Below are 14,675 nucleotides of genomic sequence, written 5' to 3' on the forward strand. Positions count from 1 at the left end.
GATTGTGTCGGAAACAGCGGGGCCGGGAAACCTCAAGCACGCAGAATCCCCGCGCATTCAGGCGATTGGGCATGACCATCGACCGGCGGAGCGCAAGCGGGGGGCTGCTACTCTTGCCCGTTCACGCCGCTCTAACGGAACGCCGAATGCGCCGCTCCCTGCCCTGCCTGTTGTTGCCCCTGACCTTGTGCGTGCTCCCCGCCGCCTGGGCCCAGTCACCTGCGCCGTTGACGATTGAGCAGGTCATGGCGGATCCGGACTGGATTGGTCCGCCGGTCGAGCGGGCATGGTGGGCATGGGACGGCCGGCAGGTCCAGTACGAAACCCGGCGTGCGGGCGGGGTCATTCGCGATACCTACCTGCAGGGCGTGGATGGCAGCGCCGCCTTGCGCGTGGAAGATGCGCAGCGCGGCCAGCTGGATGCGGCCAATCCGCAATACGACCGCCAGCGCCAGCGCATGGTGTTCGTGCGCAACGGCGATGTGTTCCTGCGAGATCTACGCTCGGGCGCGCTGACCCAGCTGACCCGCAGCAACGACACCGAAACGCGCGCGCGCTTCGCCGCCGACGGCGGAGTGATCTGGCGCAGCGGGGATCAGTGGGTTCGCTGGTCGGCCCAGGCCGGCACCGCGCAGGCGTCGTCGATTCGCGCCGACAAGGATCCGGCCGGCAAGCCCAAGGCCGACGCCTTGCGCGATCAACAACTGCGCACGCTGGACACGTTGGCGCGGGATCGCGCGCAACGCGAAGCCGCCCAGCAGCAGAGCGAGGCCTGGCGCAAAGCCGACGGCAGCCGCGCGCCGGCCACGGTCTACCTGGGCAACGACGTGAGCATCGTCGACAGCGCGCTGTCGCCGGACGGGCGCTGGCTGATTGTGGTGACCCAGGCCAAGAACGCCGACGAGGGCCAGGACGGCAAGATGCCGATGTACGTGACCGAATCCGGCTACGAAGAATTCCAGACCGTGCGCACGCGCGTGGGTCGCAATGATCCGGTGCCGCAGGCCTTGTGGCTGGTCGATGTCGCCGCCGGCCAGGCACGCGCGCTGTCCTTCGATGGCCTGCCGGGCATCCAGCAGGATCCGCTGGCCGACCTGCGCAAGCAGGCCGGCAAGGATCCCCTCAAGGGCAACCGCGCCGTACGCGTGGAGAACGAAGGCAGTTCGGCCATCGCCTGGAGCGATGACGGTCGCCAGGTGGCCGTGCAGGTGCACTCCACCGACAACAAGGATCGCTGGTTGGCCACCGTCGATCTGGCCAACGCCAAGCTGCAGTCGCGCCACCGCCTGCACGACAAGGCCTGGATCAACTGGAACTACAACGAATTCGGCTGGCTGCCCGACAACACCCTGTGGCTGTTGTCCGAGGAATCCGGCTATTCTCATCTGTATACCGTCACCGGCGATGGCAAGCCGCGCCAGCGCACGCAGGGCAAGTGGGAAGTATCGCAACCGGCGGCGAGTGCCGATGGCCGTGGCTTCCTGTTCCTGTGCAACCGCGCCGCACCGGTGGACTACGAAGTCTGCAAGCTGGACCTGGGCAGCGATCAAATCAGCGAAGTCACCGCGCTGGACGGCGTGGAGGGCTTCGAGCAGTCGCCGGATGGCCGGCAGCTGCTGATCAGCCATTCACGCGCGTACGTGCCGACCCAGCTGTCGGTGATGGGCGTGGACGGCAGCGGCCTGCGCGCCCTGACCGACACCCGCACCGCCGAGTTCAAGGCGCGCGAGTGGATCGAGCCCGAGCTGGTGCAGGTGCCCTCCAAGCACGGCGCTGGCCCGATCTGGGGCAAGTACTACGGCCCCAAGACACTGGAACCGGGCAAGCATTATCCAATCGTGATGTTCGTGCACGGTGCGGGCTACCTGCAGAACGCCCACCATCGCTATCCCACCTACTTCCGCGAGCAGATGTTCCATAACCTGCTGGTACAGCGTGGTTACATCGTGCTGGATCTGGACTACCGCGCCAGCGAAGGCTACGGCCGCGACTGGCGCACCGCGATCTATCGCAACATGGGCCATCCGGAGCTGGAGGACTATCTCGACGGCCTGGACTGGCTGGTCGAACAGCGCCAGGGCGATCGTGGTCACGCCGGCATCTATGGCGGCTCCTACGGCGGATTCATGACGTTCATGGCCCTGTTCCGCAAGCCGGGCGTGTTCAAGGCCGGTGCGGCGCTGCGGCCGGTGGTGGACTGGACCCAGTACAACCATGAGTACACCGCCAGCATCCTCAATACCCCGGAACTGGATCCCCAGGCTTACCGCACGTCCTCGCCGATCGAGTACGCCGCCGGCCTGCAGGACCACCTGCTGATCGCCCACGGCATGATCGATGACAACGTGTTCTTCCGCGATTCGGTGGTGTTGACGCAGAAGCTGATCGAGCTGCACAAGGACAACTGGGAGCTGGCGCCTTATCCGCTGGAGCGGCATGGCTTTGTCCGCGCCGATTCCTGGCTGGACGAGTACAAGCGCGTGCTCAAACTGTTCGAAGCCAACCTGAAGTAAGCAGGAGCCTGTTCCATGTCGACGCCGCTGCCGCCTGCCCTGCCATCCACCACGATGCCGCCGCCGCTGCCCCGGCCCGCGGCGCCGCGGAAGTCGAACTTCGTCAACATCCTGGCCTGGCTGTCGCTGGCGATGGCAGCGCTGGGCGTGGTGGGTGGACTGCTGCAGATGGCCGCTTTGGCCATGCTCGACGGCAGCAGTCAATGGCAGGCGTTGTGGGAGCAGATGCACGCGCAGGGCATGTTGCCGCCGGCAATCGAATGGGCCTTCGGGCACCTGCAGCTGCTCAATGCGCTGTCCACGCTGGCTTCGGCGGTGATGCTGGTGGTGTCGTGGGGCCTGCTGCGGCGGCTGGAGTGGGCACGGCTGGGCTTCATCGCGCTGCTGTTGCTGGGTGGCCTGCTCGGCTTCGGCATGGCCTGGGCCTTTGCCGGCGTGGCCGACTGGATCGTGGTCAAACTGGGCGAGGCCGAAGAGGTGGCGGCCTTCCGCGACATGTTCCTCAGCTACAAGCTGACCATGTATGTGTGCTCGGTGGCCATTGCCGGGTTGCATGGCTGGATTGCCTGGAAGCTGCACAGCCCGGCCATCCGCGGCGAGTTCCGTTCGGCCTGAAAGAGGCCGCGCCGGTAGAATGGCCGGCATGAATACCATCGAGCCGGTTCGCGACTACCTCACCGATCTGCAGGACCGCATCTGCGCGGCCATCGAACAGGCCGACGGCCAGGCGCGCTTCCAGGAAGATCGCTGGCAACGCGCCGAAGGTGGCGGTGGCCGTACGCGGGTGTTGCGTGGCGGCGCGGTGTTCGAGCAGGCCGGCATTGGCTTTTCCGATGTTTCCGGAACCAAGCTGCCGCCGTCGGCGTCGGCGCACCGGCCCGAGCTGGCCGGCGCGTCGTGGCGTGCGGTTGGGGTGTCGCTGGTGTTCCATCCACGCAATCCGCACCTGCCCACCACCCACGCCAACGTGCGCCATTTCCGGGCCGAGCGCGATGGCCAGCCGGTCGCCTGGTGGTTTGGCGGCGGCTTTGACCTGACGCCGTTCTATCCGGTTGACGAAGACGTGCTGCACTGGCATCGCACCGCGCGTGCGCTCTGCGAGCCCTTTGGCGGCCAGGCCCGCTACGACGCCCACAAGGCGTGGTGCGACGAGTACTTCTTCCTCCGGCACCGCAATGAAACGCGCGGCGTGGGTGGCCTGTTCTTCGATGACCTGGGCCAGGACTTCGATCAGGACTTCGCCTATCTGCGCGCCGTCGGCGATGGCTTCCTGGATGCCTACCTGCCGATCGTCGAGCGACGCAAGGACAGCCCCTATGGCGAGCGTGAGCGCGAGTTCCAGTTGTACCGGCGCGGCCGCTACGTGGAATTCAACCTGGTGTATGACCGCGGCACCTTGTTCGGCCTGCAGAGCGGTGGTCGTGCCGAATCGATTCTGATGAGCCTGCCGCCCTATGTGCGCTGGGAATATGGCTTCCAGCCCGAACCCGGCAGCGCCGAACAGCGGCTGGACGATTACCTGCGTCCGCGCGACTGGCTGGGCGAAGGCTGATCCACCGCCAGGTGATCCGCGGCGTCAGGCGTTACGCTGGATGATGGTGATGTGGCCGTTGGTTTCCAGCACGGCCATGTGGATGTCGCCGACATCGTCGACGCCTTCCTCGCGCATCGCCTTCTCGAAGTCTTCCTTGCTGATCAGCTCGCGGCGCAGCACCTGCTTGTAGACCTGGCCTTCGCGCGCCAGCAGCACGGGTGAGCCTTCCACCAGCGCTTCGACCCGCGCACTCCGCGCCGAGGCCAGCCCCACCAGCCAGTTCAAGCCAATCAAGGTGGCCGCCAGCAGCAGCCCGCCGCCCACCGAGGTGTCCGGCCCCAGCAAGGCGTTCTGCACCGCATTGCCCAGCAGCACCACCAGCAGCATGTCGAAGGCGGTGAACTGGCCCATCGTGCGTTTCCCGGACACACGAATCATCGCCAGCAGCACGAAGTAGACGATCACCGCGCGGGCAATGAACACCCACCACGGCATGGCCAGGTCGAACAGATCGTGGGAGAAATTCGGATGGGACATTCGCGTGCGCTCCGGGCAGTTGCGCACACGGTAGCGCGTCGGCTGCCACTGCGAGCACCCCATCGCGGGAACCAAATCGCAGGCAATAAAAAGCCCCGAAGACCAGGGGGGGGTCGTCGGGGCTAGGGGAACGGGACCTGGGGAGGGGTCGCCGTTCCGGGGGAGATCACTCCAGGGGATGGGAGAGATCCGCGACAGACGTTGCATCTGTCGCGAGCTATATGACCACCACGGACATGCATAGTTCGTGAAGATTGCAGTTAAAAAACCGTAAGATTAAGGACGGATTCATTTTAATATACTCGTGAGTTCACAAATAGAATCTCGTCTGGAATCTGCATTTCTCGGGCAAGCCGCTGTGGCCCAAGGCCTTTTGGTTTTTCACCGTGGCTTGCCCGCTGGACTTAGTGAGCTTCGTCCCAGTTTTGGCCCACGCCGGAATCCACGACCAGCGGCACGCTGAGCTGCGCGGCCGCCGACATCAGGCCGGTGGCCTGGTCCAGCAAGGTGGGCACGAAGTCGGCGTCCACCTCGAACACCAGTTCATCGTGTACCTGCAGGATCATCAGCGCGCGTTCGCGGTGGTCGGCCAGCCAGGCATCCACGCTGATCATGGCGCGCTTGATGATGTCGGCCGCGGTGCCCTGCATCGGCGCATTGATGGCGGCGCGCTCGGCGCCTGCACGTTGCGCCTGCGTGCCCTGGTTGATGTATTCCAGATACAGACGCCGGCCGAAGACGGTTTCCACATAGCCACGCTCGCGCGCCTGCTGGCGGGTGCGCTCCATGAAGTCGCGCACGCCCGGGTAGCGGCTGAAGTACAGCGCGATGTAGTCCTGCGCTTCGCCGCGGGCGATACCCAGCTGCCGCGCCAGGCCGAACGCGCTCATCCCGTACATCAGGCCGAAGTTGATCGCCTTGGCGGCGCGGCGCTCATTGCCGGTGACGTCTTCGAGCTTGCGGCCGAAGACTTCGGCGGCGGTGGCCTTGTGCACGTCGGCGCCGGACTCGAAGGCCCGCACCAGGCCCGGGTCTTCGGACAGGTGGGCCATGATCCGCAATTCAATCTGCGAGTAATCGCAGGCCACCAGCTTGCGTCCCGGCGGCGCGATGAAGGCGCGGCGGATGCGCCGGCCATCGTCGGTGCGGATCGGGATGTTCTGCAGATTGGGATCGGTGGAGGACAATCGCCCGGTCGCCGCACCGGCCTGGTGATAGCTGGTATGCACGCGCCCGGTCTGCGCGTTGACCATGTCCGGCAGCTTGTCGGTGTACGTGCTGCGCAGCTTGGCCAGGCCGCGATACTCCAGGATCACCCGCGGCAGCTCGTGCTGGTCGGCAATGGCTTCCAGCGCTTCTTCGTTGGTGCTGGGCTGGCCGGTCGGGGTTTTCACCAGCACCGGCAATTTCAGTTCGTCGAACAACAAAGCCTGCAGCTGCTTGGGCGAATCCAGGTTGAAGCTGCGGCCGGCCAGCTCGGTGGCCTGCTGCTGCGCGGCCAGCATGCGCTTGGACAGGTCCGCGCTCTGCCGGCGCAACTCGTCCACGTCCACGCTCACGCCATTGGCTTCGATGCTCGCCAGCACCGGCACCAGCGGCATCTCGATGTCACGGTACACCTGCTCCAGACCCGCTTCCGCGGCCAGCCGGGGCGCCTGCACGCGATGCAGCCGCAGGGTGATATCGGCGTCTTCGGCGGCGTAGCGGGTGGCGTCGTCCAGCGCCACCTGCGAAAACGGGATCTGCTTGGCGCCCTTGCCGGCGACCTGCTCGTACTTGATGGTCTCGTAGCCCAGGCAGCGCTTGGCCAGCGAGTCCATGTCGTGGCGTCCGCTGCCGGAGTTCAGCACGAAGCTCTCCAGCATGGTGTCGTCACGGTAGCCATGCACGTCCACGCCATGCCGGCGCAGCACATGCAGATCGTATTTGCCATGCTGGCCGAGCTTTTTCTTGCCGGCATCGGCGAACAGTGGCGCCAGTTGCTGCAGGGTGAGCCGGCGATCCAGCTGCGCCGGTGCACCCGGGTAGTCGTGCGCCAGCGGCAGGTACGCCGCCTTGCCCGGCTCCACGCTGAAACTCAGCCCCACCAGATCGGCCTGCATCGGATCCAGGCTGTTGGTTTCGCTATCGAAGGCAAATTCATCGGCCGCCTGCAGGCGCGCAATCCAGGCCAGCAACTGCGCGGGCTCGAGAATGGTCTCGTACTCGCCCGGCGCCGACAGCGCCGGATCCACGGCTTCCGTCGCCCGGCTGCTCGGCGCTGAAACGCGACCGGTGCCGCGCGCTCGTCCGGGTTCGGTCTCGGCGACGCCCGCCGGCGCCGCACCGCCGTCCAGTTCCTTCAGCGCCTGGTGGAATCCGTAGCGCGCGTACAACTCGCGCAGCTGCTCGACATGGCGCTCGCGCATGGCCAGCGTGTCAGGACCACCTTCCAGCGCCACATCGGTCTTGATCGTGACCAGATCGCGGTTGAGCGGCAACCGCGGCAGCGCCGCGCGCAGGTTCTCGCCAATCTTGCCCTTGATGCCGTCGGCGCCGGCCATGATGGCGTCCAGCGTGCCGTATTCGCCCAGCCATTTGGCTGCGGTCTTGGGGCCGCACTTCTCCACCCCGGGCACGTTGTCCACGGTGTCGCCCATCAGGGCCAGGAAATCGACGATCTGATCCGGCCGCACGCCGAATTTCTCCATCACCGTCTCGACCGAATCCATGCGGCTGCCGCTCATGGTGTTGATCAGGGCGATGCCCGGGCGCACCAGCTGGGCGAAATCCTTGTCGCCGGTGGAGATGGTCACGTCCATGCCCTGCTGCGCCGCCTGCACGGCCAGCGTGCCAATCACGTCATCGGCTTCCACGCCCTCCACGCACAGCAGGGGAAAGCCCAGCGCCTCGACGATCTGGCGCATCGGCTGCACCTGCGCGCGCAGCTCTTCCGGCATCGGCGGGCGGTTGGCCTTGTACTGCGGATACATCGCGTCGCGGAAGGTCGGTCCGCTGGCATCGAGCACGAAGGCCACGTAGTCCGGCTTGTCCTTGAGGGTGGAGCGCAGCATGTTGACCACGCCGAACAGTGCACCGGTGGGCTCGCCCGCGGCATTGGTCAGCGGCGGCAGGGCATGGAAGGCGCGGAAGAGGTAGCTGCTTCCGTCGATCAGGACTAGTCGGCTCATGCGGGGATTCTACGCCGCGCCACCGGCCTCACGTGGCCTTGCGCGGCGCAGGCGGCATAATGTGTCGATGCTTCCGCGGGAGTCCGCCATGTGCCGTCTGTTTGCTGTTACCGCGTTGGGCCTGGCGTTGCTGCTGGCCGGCTGCGCCTCGATGGACACGGCGCAACCCGCGCCGCCGGAAATGGACCTGGCCGACGCCCAGGTAGCCGTGCGCACGGAAACCAATGGCGACGTGATCGAGGAATACCGCGTGGGCGGGCAACTGCGCATGGTCAAGGTGACCCCGGCACGCGGTCCGGCGTACTACCTGCTCGACGAGAATGGCGACGGTCGCCTGGACAAGAGCAAGGGCGAGGGGCCGGTCTCGCCGGTGTACTGGAAGATCTACGGCTGGTAAGCGCGCGTCTGGCACGCCTTGGCCGCAGTTTTCAACGCACTACCAGCACCGGCACGCCGCAATGGGTCAGCACTTCCTGGGTCTGGCTGCCGATCAACAGGCGACCCAGCCCACGCCGGCCATGCGAGGCCATCACGATCAAATCGCAGCCGCGTGACTGCGCGGTTTCGGCGATGGCTTCGGCGGCGTAGCGATCGCGCACATGCTCGGCGGTGAAGACCAGGCCCAGCGGCTCGGCCTTGGCGCGGACCTGCTCCAGCACCTTGTGCGCACTGTCGTCCTGCGACTTCTGGTATTCCGAGGACAGGCTGTTGGCGCCGCCCCAGCCCAGCGCATCGTCAAAGCCGGTGACAATCGGTTCGCTCACCGTCACCACCACGATCTCCGCACCCAGTTGCTGCGCCAGCGCCAGGCCGTGGTCAACGCCCTTCTGCGCGAGTTCGGAACCGTCGGTGGCAATCAGCAGGCGCTTGTACATGGGAGTTTCCTGAGGGGAATCGACACCGGGTGACGCTACTCCCGCGGCGGTGAAGATTCCATTCCCCGATTGTCGCAGGCACGCCTCAGACCGCGGTCAGGTTGGCGTAGGCCAGCACCAGCCACTTGCTGCCTTCGTCATCGAAATTGACCTGCACGCGCGCATGCGCGCCGCTGCCTTCGTAGTCGGTGACCACGCCGCGGCCGAACTTGGCATGCACCACGTTCTGGCCCAGCTTGACGCCGGGCGTTTCGATGGCGGCATGGCCCAGGTCCCGGCGCGGGCCATACGAGGTCGCCGGCCGCGCCACCTGCACGCGCGGACGCACTTCGTTGATTAGCGGGGTGGGGATTTCGCGCAGGAAACGCGAGGGAATGCCGTACATGTCCTGGCCGTGCAGGCGACGCGCCTCGGCGAAACTCAGCACCAGCTTCTGCCGCGCGCGGGTGATGCCCACGTAGGCCAGGCGACGCTCTTCTTCCAGCCGGCCGCTTTCATCCAGCGATTTGTTGCTGGGAAACAGCCCCTCTTCCAGCCCGGCCAGGAACACCAGCGGAAACTCCAGTCCCTTGGCCGAGTGCAGGGTCATCAATTGAACGCCGTCTTCGCCGGCCTGGGCCTGGCCCTCGCCGGCTTCCAGGGCGGCATAGGCCAGGAAGGCGACCAGCTCGGACATCGACTCGCTGTCTTCATCCTCCGGGCGCTTGAAGCGCGAAGCCACCGAAACCAGTTCGTCGAGGTTGTCGGTGCGCGAATCCAGCTGGCCACGGCTTTCCGCCGCGTAGTGATCGCGCAGGCCGGAGCGGGCCAGCACGTGATCGATCTTGTCCTGCAGATCCAGCTCGGCCGTTTCCGCGCCCAGCGCATCCAGCAGCGACACGAATCCCGCCACCGCGTTGCGCGAGCGCGCGGCGAGTTCCGAGCCGGCCATCACGCGACGTGCCGCCGCCCACAGCGACAGAGACTCGGCACGCGCCACCCGCCGCACTTCGTCCATCGTGCGATCACCGATGCCGCGCGTGGGCGTGTTGACTGCGCGTTCGAATGCGGCGTCATCGTCGCGGTTGGCGATCAGGCGCAGATAGGCCAGGGTGTCCTTGACTTCGGCGCGCTCGAAAAAGCGCATGCCGCCGTAGACGCGATACGGTACCTGCTCGGAGAGCAGGGCTTCTTCGAACGCGCGCGACTGGGCGTTGCTGCGGTAGAGGATGGCGGCGTCATTGAGGCTGCCGCCGTCGCGCACCCACTGACGCACCCGCTCCACCACGAAGCGGGCTTCGTCGATTTCGTTGTAGGCCGCATACAGATCGATCGCTTCACCGTCGCCGGTATCGGTCCACAGCTGCTTGCCGATGCGGCCGGGATTGTGCGCAATCACCGCGTTGGCGGCGTTGAGGATGTTGGCGGTGGAGCGGTAGTTCTGCTCCAGCCGGATCGTCTGCGCGCTCGGGTAGTCCTGCAGGAAGCGCTGCACGTTCTCGACCTTGGCGCCGCGCCAGCCGTAGATGGCCTGGTCGTCATCGCCGACCACGAACACGTTGCCGGTGTCGCCGGCCAGTACCCGCACGAAGGCGTACTGGATGGCGTTGGTGTCCTGGAACTCGTCGATCAACAGCTCGCGGAAGCGATGCCGATAGTGCGCCAGCAGGGCGGCGTTGTCGCGCAGCAGTTCGTGCGCGCGCAGCAGCAGTTCGGCAAAGTCGACCAGGCCGGCGCGATCGCAGCGCTCCTGGTACAGCGCGTACGCGCGGCGCAGGGTATCGGTCCAGATGTCGTCGCCGGGCTGCAGGTGCTCGGGGCGACGGCCTTCGTCCTTCTGCGCATTGATCCACCAGGCGATCTGCCGTGGCGGGAAGCGTGCCTCGTCCAGCTCCAGCTGCTGCACCACGCGCTTGACCAGGCGCGTCTGGTCATCGCTGTCCAGCACCTGGAAGGTTTCCGGCAGCTTGGCTTCCTGCCAGTGCAGGCGCAGCAGGCGGTGGGCCAGGCCGTGGAAGGTGCCAATCCACATGCCACGGCTGCCGGTGCGCAGCTGCAGGTCGGCACGCGCGCGCATCTCGCCGGCGGCCTTGTTGGTGAAGGTGACCGCCAGGATCCCGTGGGTCGGTACGCCCTGGACTTCGTTGAGCCAGGCGATGCGATGGGTCAAGACGCGCGTCTTGCCCGAACCGGCACCGGCCAATACGAGGTAATGGCCGGGCGGCGCGGAGACGGCCTCGCGCTGGGCGGGGTTCAGATCATCAAGTAGGTGAGAGACATCCACCGCGCTATTTTAGCGTCAGTGCACCGCCACCGCGGTCTTGTGCGATCCATTGCTCATCAGCTTGTCGGTGTAGGCAATGCCAATCGCCGACAGGATGAAGGCGCCATGGATGATCGTCTGCCACATCACGCCAGCGCCAGTCACCGCCGTGCACTTGACCGCCGGCAAGGTCAGCCCGGCCTGGACCGCGTCGATACCCAACCGCAGCAGCTGCACGTGATCCGCGGATCCGCACATCGGCAGGCCGAGCTCGCCAGCACCGATGAAGGTCTTGAGCAGGTGGATGGAGGAGATGCCGATGATCGCCATGGCCAGCTTGACCTTGAGCACGCTGGCGTTGACATGGCTCAGCCACTCGGGCTGATCCGGATGGCCTTCCAGGCGCAGGCGCGAGACGAAGGTTTCATAGCCGCCCACGATCACCATCACCAGCAGGTTGGAGATCATCACCACATCGATCAGCCCCAGCACGATCAGCATGATGCCCTGCTCGGTCAACGCGTTGGCATCGTGGATCAGGTGCCACAGTTCCTTCAGGAACAGGAAGACGTAAACGCCCTGCGCGACGATCAAGCCCAGGTACAACGGCAACTGCAGCCAGCGGGAAGCAAAAATCAGGTTGGGCAGAAGGCCCAGGCGTACGTTGGACGGCTGCGACATGGGATGGCGGGCACGAATCAGGGGGAGCGCGCAGGGTACCGGCCGGGGCGGATGCTGCCAAGCCGACGGGGACGGTACACTCGCCCCCTTGCAAGGCAAAACCGTGTCCCGCGGGGGGATCCACCATGATTGACCTGTATTACTGGCCGACACCCAACGGCCACAAGATCACCCTGTTCCTGGAAGAGGCCGGGCTGCCCTACACCCTCAAGCCGGTCAACATCGGCGCCGGCGATCAGTTCAAGCCCGAATTCCTGGCCATCTCGCCCAACAACAAGATGCCGGCGATCGTCGACCACGCGCCCGCCGATGGCGGCGCGCCGCAGAGCGTGTTCGAGTCCGGCGCGATCCTGCTGTACCTGGCCGAGAAGACCGGCCGCTTCCTGCCTGCCGAGCCGCGCGATCGCATCGCCGCGCTGGAGTGGCTGTTCTGGCAGATGGGCGGGCTGGGTCCGATGACCGGGCAGATGGGCCATTTCCATGTCTATGCGCCCGAGCCGATTGCCTACGCCATGGAGCGTTATTCGCGCGAGGTCGCGCGCCTGCTGGGCGTGATCGATCACCGCCTGGCCGACCGCGCGTGGCTGGCCGGTGACGAGTACAGCATCGCCGACATGGCCTGCCATCCGTGGATCAACGCCTACGACAAGGTCCCGCCGGATCTGTCCCTCTATCCCCACCTGCGGCGTTGGCACCAGGCCATCGCCGATCGTCCCGCCACCCAGCGTGCCTACGCCCTGCGTCAGCAGGTCAATCCGCGCGCTGGCCAACCGCTCAGTGACGAAGAGCGCAAGCATCTGTTCAACCAAGGACCGACCCAGTCATGACGCCATCGCGCGCCCGCCCCGCCAACACCCGTTTCGCCGGACGCTTCACCGGCTACGTTCTCGCCGCCTGCGTGGCGGCCACCTGCCAGATTGCCGCGATGCCCATGGCCCACGCCGAAAAACTGACCCTGGAAGCCCTGACCGGCGAAGCCTCGCTGTCCGGCCCGTCACTGATGAAGGCCAAGACCTCGCCCGACGGCAAGCGCGTGACCTTCCTGCGCGGCAAGACCGAGAACCGCTTCCAGCTGGACCTGTGGGAATACGACATCGCCAGCGGCCAGACCCGCCTGCTGGTGGATTCCAAGGTGGTGATGCCGGGTGAGGAAACCCTGAGCGATGAGGAAAAGGCGCGCCGTGAACGCCAGCGCATCGCCGCGTTGTCGGGCATCGTCGATTACCAGTTCTCGCCCGATGGCCAGCGCCTGCTGTTCCCGCTGGGCGGCCAGCTGTATCTGTACGACCTGGGCAAGAGCGGCAGCGACGCCGTGCGCAAGCTGACCTCCGGTACCGGCTTCGCCACCGATGCCAAGGTCTCGCCCCAGGGCGGCTATGTCAGCTTCATCCGCGATCGCAACCTGTGGGTAATCGATCTGGCCAGCGGCAAGGAAGCGCAGCTGACCAAGGACGGCTCCGAGGTGATCGGCAACGGCGTGGCCGAGTTCGTCGCCGACGAGGAAATGGATCGCCACACCGGCTACTGGTGGGCGCCGGATGATTCGGGCATCGCCTTCGCCCGCATCGATGAAACCCCGGTGCCGGTGCAGAAACGCTTCGAGGTGTACCCCGATCGCGCCGACATCGTCGAGCAGCGCTATCCCGCCGCTGGCGATCCCAACGTGCTGATCCAGCTGGGCGTGATCTCGCCCAACGGCGGCGCGGTGAAATGGCTGGACCTGGGCGCGGACAAGGACATCTACCTGGCGCGCGTGGACTGGCGCGATGCGCGCCACCCGACTTTCCAGCGGCAATCGCGCAACCAGCGCAAGATCGAATTGATTGAAGCCAATCTGGACAGCGGCAAGCAGCGCACGCTGATTACCGACACCAGCGATACCTTCCTCAATCTCAACAACAACCTGCGCTTCCTCAAGGACGGCCGCATCCTGTGGTCCTCCGAGAAGAGCGGCTTCGAGCATCTGTACCTGTACGACGCCGACGGCAAGCCGCAGGCGCAGCTGACCCAGGGCGACTGGATGGTCGAAGACGTGGTCGCGCTGGATGAAACCCGGGGCCTGGTCTACTTCACCGCCACCGAAGCCTCGCCGCTGGAGCGCCAGCTGTATTCGGTGTCGCTGGCCGGCGGCGCCAAGCCGACCCGCATCAGCCAGTCGCCGGGCATGCATGGCGTGGCCTTCAGCCGCAATGCGCAGATCTACATCGACACCTGGTCCAACCCGACCACGCCGCCGCAGGTGGAACTGCGTGATGCCAGCGGCAAGCTGCTGACCACGCTGATCAAGAACGACCTGGCCGATCCGGCCCATCCCTACGCCAAGTACAAGGATGCGCAGCGTCCGATCGAATACGGCACGCTAACCGCCGAAGACGGCCAGACCCTGCACTACAGCCTGATCAAGCCCAGCGATTTCGACGCGAAGAAGAAGTACCCGGTGGTGGTGAACGTCTACGGCGGTCCCGCCGGCCAGACCGTGACCCGCAGCTGGGCGCCGAGCTTTGATCAGTACCTGGCCCAGCATGGCTACGTGGTGTTTTCGCTGGACAACCGTGGCACGCCGCGGCGCGGGCAGAAGTTCCTCAGCGCACTGTTCCGCAAGCAGGGCACGGTGGAAGTGGCCGATCAGCTCAAGGGCGTGGACTTCCTCAAGAGCCAGCCGTGGGTCGATGGCAAGCACATCGGCGTGTACGGCTGGTCCAACGGCGGCTACATGACGCTGATGCTGCTGGCCAAGGCTTCCAGCGCCTATGCCTGCGGTGCGGCGGGCGCGCCGGTGACCGATTGGGGTCTGTATGACACCCACTACACCGAGCGCTACATGGACCTGCCCAAGGATAACGTGGACGGCTACCGCGAAGGCTCGGTATTCACCCACGTCGACGGCATCACCTCGCGCCTGCTGCTGATCCATGGCATGGCCGATGACAACGTGTTGTTCACCAACTCCACCAAGTTGATGAGCGCGTTGCAGCAGCGTGGCACGCCATTTGAACTGATGACCTACCCGGGCGCCAAGCATGGCCTGCGCAGCAAGGACGCCCTGCACCGCTACCGGATCACCGAGGATTTCTTCCAGCGCTGCCTGAAGCCGCAAGCCAAGTAATCCCGGACCCACCCGCG

At 65.8% G+C, this 14,675-nt stretch carries 11 protein-coding genes; 6 read left to right on the forward strand and 5 right to left on the reverse strand.

Annotated elements, in window-relative coordinates; genetic code table 11:
• Positions 1 to 146: 146 nt before the first annotated feature.
• From B5X78_RS08525 to hemF, 3 genes are read left to right on the forward strand one after another with little or no spacing between them, the layout of a single operon-like run.
• Positions 147 to 2,513 (forward strand): S9 family peptidase, encoded by a 2,367-nt coding sequence (locus tag B5X78_RS08525; RefSeq protein WP_079723979.1) that lies wholly within the window; start codon positions 147 to 149, stop codon positions 2,511 to 2,513.
• A gap of 15 nt (positions 2,514 to 2,528) precedes the next feature.
• Complete coding sequence (locus tag B5X78_RS08530) at positions 2,529 to 3,128, forward strand: hypothetical protein (RefSeq protein ID WP_079723980.1); 600 nt, start codon at positions 2,529 to 2,531, stop codon at positions 3,126 to 3,128.
• A gap of 28 nt (positions 3,129 to 3,156) precedes the next feature.
• Complete coding sequence (gene hemF, locus B5X78_RS08535) at positions 3,157 to 4,065, forward strand: oxygen-dependent coproporphyrinogen oxidase (protein WP_079724479.1); 909 nt, start codon at positions 3,157 to 3,159, stop codon at positions 4,063 to 4,065.
• 24 nt (positions 4,066 to 4,089) lie between these two features.
• Here hemF and B5X78_RS08540 read toward each other — a convergent pair whose 3' ends face one another.
• Together B5X78_RS08540 and polA are read right to left on the reverse strand one after the other, a co-directional pair.
• The gene (locus B5X78_RS08540) at positions 4,090 to 4,584 is read right to left on the reverse strand and encodes a DUF421 domain-containing protein (RefSeq protein WP_079724480.1); all 495 of its coding nucleotides are present in this window, start codon (positions 4,582 to 4,584) and stop codon (positions 4,090 to 4,092) included.
• A gap of 404 nt (positions 4,585 to 4,988) precedes the next feature.
• Positions 4,989 to 7,754 carry a DNA polymerase I gene (gene polA / locus B5X78_RS08545; protein ID WP_079723981.1) on the reverse strand — a complete coding sequence of 922 codons (2,766 nt, stop codon included), beginning with the start codon at positions 7,752 to 7,754 and terminating at the stop codon, positions 4,989 to 4,991.
• Positions 7,755 to 7,842: 88 nt separating this feature from the next.
• On the opposite strand from polA, the gene B5X78_RS08550 reads away from it, so the two are divergent.
• Positions 7,843 to 8,151, forward strand: coding sequence for a DUF2782 domain-containing protein (locus B5X78_RS08550; RefSeq protein ID WP_079723982.1), 309 nt, complete (start codon positions 7,843 to 7,845; stop codon positions 8,149 to 8,151).
• A 31-nt stretch (positions 8,152 to 8,182) separates the two neighbouring features.
• Here the strand turns inward: B5X78_RS08550 and B5X78_RS08555 are convergent, their stop codons facing one another.
• From B5X78_RS08555 to B5X78_RS08565, 3 genes are all read right to left on the reverse strand, one after another.
• Positions 8,183 to 8,629 (reverse strand): universal stress protein, encoded by a 447-nt coding sequence (locus tag B5X78_RS08555; RefSeq protein WP_079723983.1) that lies wholly within the window; start codon positions 8,627 to 8,629, stop codon positions 8,183 to 8,185.
• 85 nt (positions 8,630 to 8,714) lie between these two features.
• Positions 8,715 to 10,892 carry a DNA helicase II gene (gene uvrD, locus B5X78_RS08560; RefSeq protein ID WP_079723984.1) on the reverse strand — a complete coding sequence of 726 codons (2,178 nt, stop codon included), beginning with the start codon at positions 10,890 to 10,892 and terminating at the stop codon, positions 8,715 to 8,717.
• A gap of 15 nt (positions 10,893 to 10,907) precedes the next feature.
• Positions 10,908 to 11,552, reverse strand: a complete 645-nt coding sequence (locus B5X78_RS08565) for a TIGR00645 family protein (RefSeq protein WP_079723985.1) — start codon at positions 11,550 to 11,552, stop codon at positions 10,908 to 10,910.
• A gap of 125 nt (positions 11,553 to 11,677) precedes the next feature.
• Between B5X78_RS08565 and B5X78_RS08570 the strand changes: the two genes are divergently transcribed.
• Together B5X78_RS08570 and B5X78_RS08575 are read left to right on the forward strand one after the other, a co-directional pair.
• Positions 11,678 to 12,379, forward strand: coding sequence for a glutathione binding-like protein (locus B5X78_RS08570; RefSeq protein WP_079723986.1), 702 nt, complete (start codon positions 11,678 to 11,680; stop codon positions 12,377 to 12,379).
• Positions 12,380 to 12,477: 98 nt separating this feature from the next.
• Positions 12,478 to 14,658: a S9 family peptidase gene (locus B5X78_RS08575; protein WP_176140837.1), complete on the forward strand. Its 2,181-nt coding sequence runs from the start codon at positions 12,478 to 12,480 to the stop codon at positions 14,656 to 14,658.
• Positions 14,659 to 14,675: the final 17 nt, after the last annotated feature.

Origin of the sequence: Pseudoxanthomonas indica (genome assembly GCF_900167565.1) — a bacterium.
Lineage (GTDB): Bacteria > Pseudomonadota > Gammaproteobacteria > Xanthomonadales > Xanthomonadaceae > Pseudoxanthomonas_A > Pseudoxanthomonas_A indica.

What these genes read in the sequence shown, in the direction of transcription:
- B5X78_RS08540 (WP_079724480.1), bottom strand. Translation starts at nt 4,584, where the DNA reads ATGTCCCATCCGAATTTCTCCCACGATCTGTTCGACCTGGCCATGCCG.
- B5X78_RS08525 (WP_079723979.1), top strand. Translation starts at nt 147, where the DNA reads ATGCGCCGCTCCCTGCCCTGCCTGTTGTTGCCCCTGACCTTGTGCGTG.
- B5X78_RS08555 (WP_079723983.1), bottom strand. Translation starts at nt 8,629, where the DNA reads ATGTACAAGCGCCTGCTGATTGCCACCGACGGTTCCGAACTCGCGCAG.
- B5X78_RS08565 (WP_079723985.1), bottom strand. Translation starts at nt 11,552, where the DNA reads ATGTCGCAGCCGTCCAACGTACGCCTGGGCCTTCTGCCCAACCTGATT.
- B5X78_RS08530 (WP_079723980.1), top strand. Translation starts at nt 2,529, where the DNA reads ATGTCGACGCCGCTGCCGCCTGCCCTGCCATCCACCACGATGCCGCCG.
- B5X78_RS08570 (WP_079723986.1), top strand. Translation starts at nt 11,678, where the DNA reads ATGATTGACCTGTATTACTGGCCGACACCCAACGGCCACAAGATCACC.
- B5X78_RS08575 (WP_176140837.1), top strand. Translation starts at nt 12,478, where the DNA reads ATGCCCATGGCCCACGCCGAAAAACTGACCCTGGAAGCCCTGACCGGC.
- hemF (WP_079724479.1), top strand. Translation starts at nt 3,157, where the DNA reads ATGAATACCATCGAGCCGGTTCGCGACTACCTCACCGATCTGCAGGAC.
- B5X78_RS08550 (WP_079723982.1), top strand. Translation starts at nt 7,843, where the DNA reads ATGTGCCGTCTGTTTGCTGTTACCGCGTTGGGCCTGGCGTTGCTGCTG.
- polA (WP_079723981.1), bottom strand. Translation starts at nt 7,754, where the DNA reads ATGAGCCGACTAGTCCTGATCGACGGAAGCAGCTACCTCTTCCGCGCC.